The sequence below is a fragment of the Natronomonas sp. genome, from assembly GCF_046710025.1.
In the GTDB taxonomy this organism is placed as follows: Archaea; Halobacteriota; Halobacteria; order Halobacteriales; family Haloarculaceae; genus Natronomonas.
This window is the reverse complement of record NZ_JBKEGK010000178.1, coordinates 1-5,363: the sequence shown is the minus strand read 5'-3', so window position 1 is coordinate 5,363 and position 5,363 is coordinate 1. Positions and strand designations below refer to the sequence as shown.

5 protein-coding genes and 1 pseudogene are annotated in these 5,363 nt (G+C 66.9%); 1 reads left to right on the top strand and 5 read right to left on the bottom strand.

The annotated features are described in order from the left end of the window. Positions 1-345, top strand: a 345-nt coding sequence (locus ACI944_RS11290; RefSeq protein ID WP_411719156.1) for an ATP-binding cassette domain-containing protein, incomplete at its 5' end; no start/stop codon positions are given. A 162-nt stretch (positions 346-507) separates the two neighbouring features. Here ACI944_RS11290 and ACI944_RS11285 read toward each other — a convergent pair. From ACI944_RS11285 to ACI944_RS11265, 5 genes and pseudogenes are all read right to left on the bottom strand, one after another. Continuing rightward, positions 508-771: a hypothetical protein gene (locus ACI944_RS11285; RefSeq protein WP_411719155.1), complete on the bottom strand. Its 264-nt coding sequence runs from the start codon at positions 769-771 to the stop codon at positions 508-510. A 687-nt stretch (positions 772-1,458) separates the two neighbouring features. Beyond that, positions 1,459-2,757, bottom strand: a complete 1,299-nt coding sequence (locus ACI944_RS11280; RefSeq protein ID WP_411719154.1) for a cobyrinic acid a,c-diamide synthase — start codon at positions 2,755-2,757, stop codon at positions 1,459-1,461. Next, a complete protein-coding gene (locus tag ACI944_RS11275; protein ID WP_411719153.1) occupies positions 2,754-3,794 on the bottom strand; it encodes a nicotinate-nucleotide--dimethylbenzimidazole phosphoribosyltransferase in 1,041 nt (346 codons plus the stop codon). Before ACI944_RS11275 ends, ACI944_RS11280 begins: the two co-directional genes overlap by 4 nt. An 80-nt stretch (positions 3,795-3,874) precedes the next feature. Continuing rightward, positions 3,875-4,894 carry a lysylphosphatidylglycerol synthase transmembrane domain-containing protein gene (locus ACI944_RS11270; RefSeq protein WP_411719152.1) on the bottom strand — a complete coding sequence of 340 codons (1,020 nt, stop codon included), beginning with the start codon at positions 4,892-4,894 and terminating at the stop codon, positions 3,875-3,877. 21 nt (positions 4,895-4,915) lie between these two features. After that, a pseudogene (locus ACI944_RS11265) lies at positions 4,916-5,363 on the bottom strand (glycosyltransferase family 2 protein); the annotation flags it as partial.

The following is a 5,363-nucleotide window of genomic DNA, read 5'->3' as shown; positions in this document are numbered from 1 at the left end:
GGCGTGAAGCTCTCGGGCGGCCAGCGCCAACGCCTCGCGATTGCGCGCGCGCTGCTCAACGACCCCTCGATCATCGTCTTTGACGAGGCGACGAGCGATGTCGACACCGAAACCGAGGAACTCATCCAGCGGAGCTTGGATCGGCTCATCGAGGATCGAACCGCCTTCGTCATCGCCCACCGACTCTCGACGATCCAGGGGGCCGACCGAATCGTCGTCATGGACGACGGCGAAATCGTCGAGTCGGGAACCCACGACGAGTTACTTGCTGTCGACGGCGAGTACGCGTCGCTGTGGCGGGCCCAAGCCGACTCGGAGGTCACCGCTCGACCAGTCGGCGAGTGAACTACCGACGTTCTTCTTATAAAAGCGCCCCCGGTAACGGCGAACGCGACGATATCGAACGCATTTTCCAACGCCGATTCCGCGCTGTCGGCTGCCCCAGACAACCCCCGTTCCGACGGTCGTTCTATCGCACACGATCGAACGACTCGGAGGCGGGCGGACTCACAGCGTCTCGTCAGGGTCGTGTCGCTCCCGGACGCGCTCGACCTCGTCGGCGTAGTGTTCGCGGGTGTCCTTGTCTCCGACCGGATCGAGCCGACCGGGTTCGACGTCGATGGCGGCGGTGATCTCCTTCGAACGGAGGAGTTGTGCGCTCAGGTGTTTCACCACGCAGCGAGCGCCGTCCGGCGTCGCGTAGACGAGTTCGACGAGGGACTCGTCGCCGTACTCGCGCGTGACGAGCCACAGACGTTCGGTGTCGGACATGTACGTTTGTGGGGCCGCAGATGGCTTGTAACTGCCGCTCCCCCCACGGCGGTCGGCGATCCGACCCATGCGACCGACTCTCCCGGCCGGTTGTGCCCCCGTCGGCGTCGGACGAACACCCAATTGTCACCCAGTTATTCACAACAAATGGGTGGCTCAAAACAATATATTATTATATATGGGTGCTATCTAATTGGAACTGGGGATGCACGGCAAGCATACATGTGGCAGCGGCCGTATCGAACACCGTCCACGCCGTTGGGACACGATGGCTATGGGGAATCCTGGCCCCTGTGGAGTGGCTCGCGCTGTCACGAAGCGATGCGGTGGGTACAACCACGCCGAGAGCGTCTGGGGGGAACCGTGACGGGGAGTGCGACCGTCACGATACAGTGCGACTGCGGGGCCACGCTGTTGAGCGAGGAAGGGACCGCGAGCGTGCAGTGTGACTGCGGAGCGTGCTACGCCGTTACGATCACCCGGCTGACGACACGTAAGGCCTGAGCTGACGCGCCCGCTGATCGAATACGTACTCCCGCCGACGGCGTCGTTCGCTGCTGCACGCTTATGTTTGCTTGAGGCCCCGTCGTTTACCACGGGAGTGAATCCGACAACGCTGATACGATCACCGTTCGCGATAGCCACTTATATATCGTACAGCTTAGATAGTATCTACAACCTAGACGATCACAGCCGGTCGACGAATCGGTCGAACGCCCCCGAGTCGGCGTGAACGTGCGCGTAGGTGCCGAGCGTCCGGTGTTCGGTCAGGCCGTCCTTCTTGTCGACGATCCCGTCGCCGCGCTCGACGTCGAAGGCGAACGTCGCGTCGGAGGCCACGTCGGCCTCGGAATAGTGGAACTCGTGGCCACGGATTGTCGCCCCGGTATCGGCGGTGAGCGCGTCGTTCCGGGCGCGCAACTCCACGTGGTCGAGCGCCTGATATCGGTCGCACATCTGCACGTCGGCGGGGAGGACACCGGCCATCCGGTGGGTCCGACCGTCGGTATCGGTCAGCGTCTCCGCGAGCGCCATCAGACCACCGCACTCCCCGAGGACCGGAAGGCCTTCTGCGGCCCGCTCGCCGAGGTCTTCGAGGGTGTCACCCGCGGCCAGCGCCCCGCCGTGAAGTTCCGGGTAGCCGCCGGGAAGGTAGACGCCGTCGCAAGCCGGCAGCGGGTCACCAGCGACGGGCGAGAAAGTGACGACCGACGCCCGCTCGCGGAGGCGATCGATCGTCGCAGGGTATTTAAAACAGAACGCCCCGTCGTCTGCGACGGCGACGGTCGCGTCCGCCTCGGCGGCAGTTGGGCCCGCCCCCTCCGAACGCGGCGGTTCGCGGGCGATATCGACGAGTCGCTCGATATCGATGTGTTCGCTCGCCTCCCGCAGGGTGTCGGTATCGACCGGGGCCTCCGCGCCCATGTGAAGTCCGAGATGACGATCCGGGATCTCGAGCCCGGATAGGGGCGGAACCCGCCCCAGGTACGCGAGCCCTTCGGGCAGCGCTTCGCGGATGCCGTCAGCGTGGCGACCGCCGTGGGCGCGCTGGGCGAGGACGCCGACGACGTCTATGTCCCGGTCGGCTTCGGCGGCGTAGGCCTCGAACCCGACCGCCGTCGCGGCGACGCTCTCCATGCCTGCCTTCGCGTCGACGACGAGGACGACGGGCAACTCGAGCGTCTCCGCGACGGCCGCCGTCGAGGTCGTCCCGTCGTAGAGACCCATCATCCCCTCGACGACGCAGACGTCGCCCGAACCGCGCCAGTAGTTGCGCCGACAGCCCTCGGTCCCGGAGAGCCACGGATCGAGGCTTCGGGAGGGCCGGTCGCAGACGACGGCATGGTGGCTCGGGTCGATGAAGTCCGGGCCGGCCTTCGCGGGCTGTGGGTCGTAGCCGGCGCGCCGAAGCCCCGTCAGGACCGAGAGCGCGGCGACCGTCTTCCCGACGCCAGAGGCCGTCCCGGCGAGGACGAATCCCTTCATGGCGATGGCACCTCCCGATCGGTCTCCGCTAACAACCGGGCATACACGTCCCGAACGCCTGACCGGATGTCGGCCATCGGGACCGACGCCCGATCAGCCAACGCCAGCGCGCCACCCATCCCGACACCCTCCTTTGCCTCGCCGGCGTTGTAGGCGGCCATCGCCGGATGGTCGTCGGTGAATCCTGGATCGGTGACGGTCACCGAGAGGTCCAGCGCGTCGGCGGCCCGATCGAGATCGATCGAGGGGTCCTCGGCGATGAAAGACGTCGTCGCGAGCGACAGGCTCCGGTCGTACCCGCCGTGCCGGAGGCAGGCCGCCGCAGCGACGAGTTGCGTCCCGCCAGCCAGCGTCACCGCAGTGTCGGTCTCAAGCGCGCCAGCCGCGAGTCCTGCGACGACCGCCAGTGCCGGGTCGCCCGCCCGGCGCAACGCGACGGTCGGTTCGCCGTCGGCATCGCCGGACTCCAGTGTCGAGGCGGCGAGCGATTCGGCGACGATCTCCCGTTTCAGCCTGAGGGGGTTCTCCGGCAGCGACGAGGAGACGGCCCCCGCTCCGTTGGGTGCCCCGAGGGCATCGCCCTCCCCGAGCGCGCTCAACACGCCGAGGGCGGTCGTCGTCCCGCCGGGGACCGTCTCGGCGATAAACAATTCGTCGTCGGGGAGTGCCCGGCCGAACTGGCGCGCGGCGGCGAACGCGCCTGGAGCGGAGGGGACCGGGTCGGACTCGCGGATGTCACGGCCGGGATTGGCCCCGACGGTGACGGTCGGGGCGCCGGTCGGTTCGGCGAGGCCCGCGTCGACGACCGTCGTTTCGAGGCCAAGCCGCTCGACGACTGCCCGGGTGACGACGGCGGGCGTCGGACAGCCGGTCGGCGAGACGGGAACGACCGGGGACCGGACAGTCCGGCCGTACGTCAGGATCTCGCTATCGGCGCTTGGCGTGTGAATCATGAGTTCGGGGTTGGCCCCCGCTGCGCTGATACCGTCGATCTCGGCGGTTTCGGTGGTCCCGGCACAGAGAACGAGTCGCGTCATTACTCCGGTATTTGACGCAAACGGACTTCAACCCCGTGGTCACCCCCCCGAGGCGACGGTGCGTTCCCCCCGTCCGCCGATCAAGCCCGACGGACCACCCAGAGAGCGGCGAGCCCACCGAGCAGGACGACGAACCAGTAACTTGTCAACCGATAGATCGTTGTGACCGCGAGTGCGTCGGCTGTCGAAAGTGCCGTGAGCGCAGTCAACAGGGCGACGAGCGTTCCCTCGATGGCGGCGAGACCGCCCGGAAGCGGCGCCGAGCCGGCGATGACGGTCACGGGGACGACAAAACAGACGAGCAGGACCGAAACCGGCGTTCCAATCGCGAGCCCCGAAAAGTACAGCGGGATCGCGAAGAGCACCCACCCAACGTAGCCGAAGGCGACGGCGACGACGAGCGCCCGCGGGGCTGTTGCGATCACCTCAAGCGACCCGTAGAGCCGGTCGATGCGGTCGCGGGCCGACGCGAGCGAGAGCCGCGAGGTCCGACGAGCAAACGGACCGAGAACCCACAGCACGCCGTTCCGAAACCGTTCGCGGAACCGCCAGCCGACGACTGTCGCAAACGGGAGCGCAATCGCGAGCGAGACGAGCACAATCGCGAACCGCTCGATCACCCCCGAGACCTGGGCGGTAAAAAGCAGGTAGCCGAGACCGACGCCGCCGACGGTAAAAAAGGGCAGAAGTCTGATCAGGTCGGCGGTGACGACGCTCGCGAGACTCTGTTCGTACGTCGCCTCGGTGTCCCGCGAGAGGACGTACGCGATGAACGGCTCCCCGCCCGCCTGCCCCATCGGGGTCACGTAGTTTGCGAACGTCGCGGCGAAGAAGGTCACGATGAGCTTTCGGTACGGAACCGAGACACCCGCGGCCGAGAGGACGGCCTGCCAGGTCTTAGTCCACGCCCCCAGACACAGCACCGTCGAGAGACACGCGAGCAGAACCCACCCGGGGCGGGCCGTCCGGAGCCGAGAGAGGGTCCGTTCCCACCCGACGCCCGCGACCAACAACCCCACGAGGGCCATCGCCACTCCGAACCCCAGAAGCGTCTTTATAACCCGTCCGCGGGTGGTTCCGGCGAACGTCGATTTACCCATCTGCGTGGTGGGCTAGGGGTCTCACGCGCCCGTCTTTGTGACCTGATACCACTCGCCGCTCCAGGTGAGCGCGTACTCGAAGGCGGCCTTGACCGTCAAGATTCCGTGCCCAAAGTACACAAGCGGGACGAACGCGATCGTCCAGGACGGGCGGCCGACCCGCCCATCAAGCGCGTCGCGGCTCCAGACGCCAAGTATCACCGCGAGGACCGACGTGAACGGAAGAAGGACAGCCCCCGGATCGATCAGCGTCAAAAAGAGCACGTGGGCGGTCAAAACCAACAGCACGCCACCGGCGAGCACGGCCCCCACGGCCCGCCCGACCGCGATGGCGTCCGTGAGATCGCGGTCACCAGTAAGGGCTTCTCGAAGGCGCATATGGACGACCTGCACGTGGCCGATCCGCCAGCGCTTGCGTTGTCCCCAGAGATCCCGCAGGCAGTGCGGTGCCTCCATCGAACTCGTACAC

Excerpts from the sequence above, each read along its gene's own strand:
- ACI944_RS11285 (WP_411719155.1), bottom strand. The coding sequence starts at position 771 with ATGTCCGACACCGAACGTCTGTGGCTCGTCACGCGCGAGTACGGCGAC.
- ACI944_RS11280 (WP_411719154.1), bottom strand. The coding sequence starts at position 2,757 with ATGAAGGGATTCGTCCTCGCCGGGACGGCCTCTGGCGTCGGGAAGACG.
- ACI944_RS11275 (WP_411719153.1), bottom strand. The coding sequence starts at position 3,794 with ATGACGCGACTCGTTCTCTGTGCCGGGACCACCGAAACCGCCGAGATC.
- ACI944_RS11270 (WP_411719152.1), bottom strand. The coding sequence starts at position 4,894 with ATGGGTAAATCGACGTTCGCCGGAACCACCCGCGGACGGGTTATAAAG.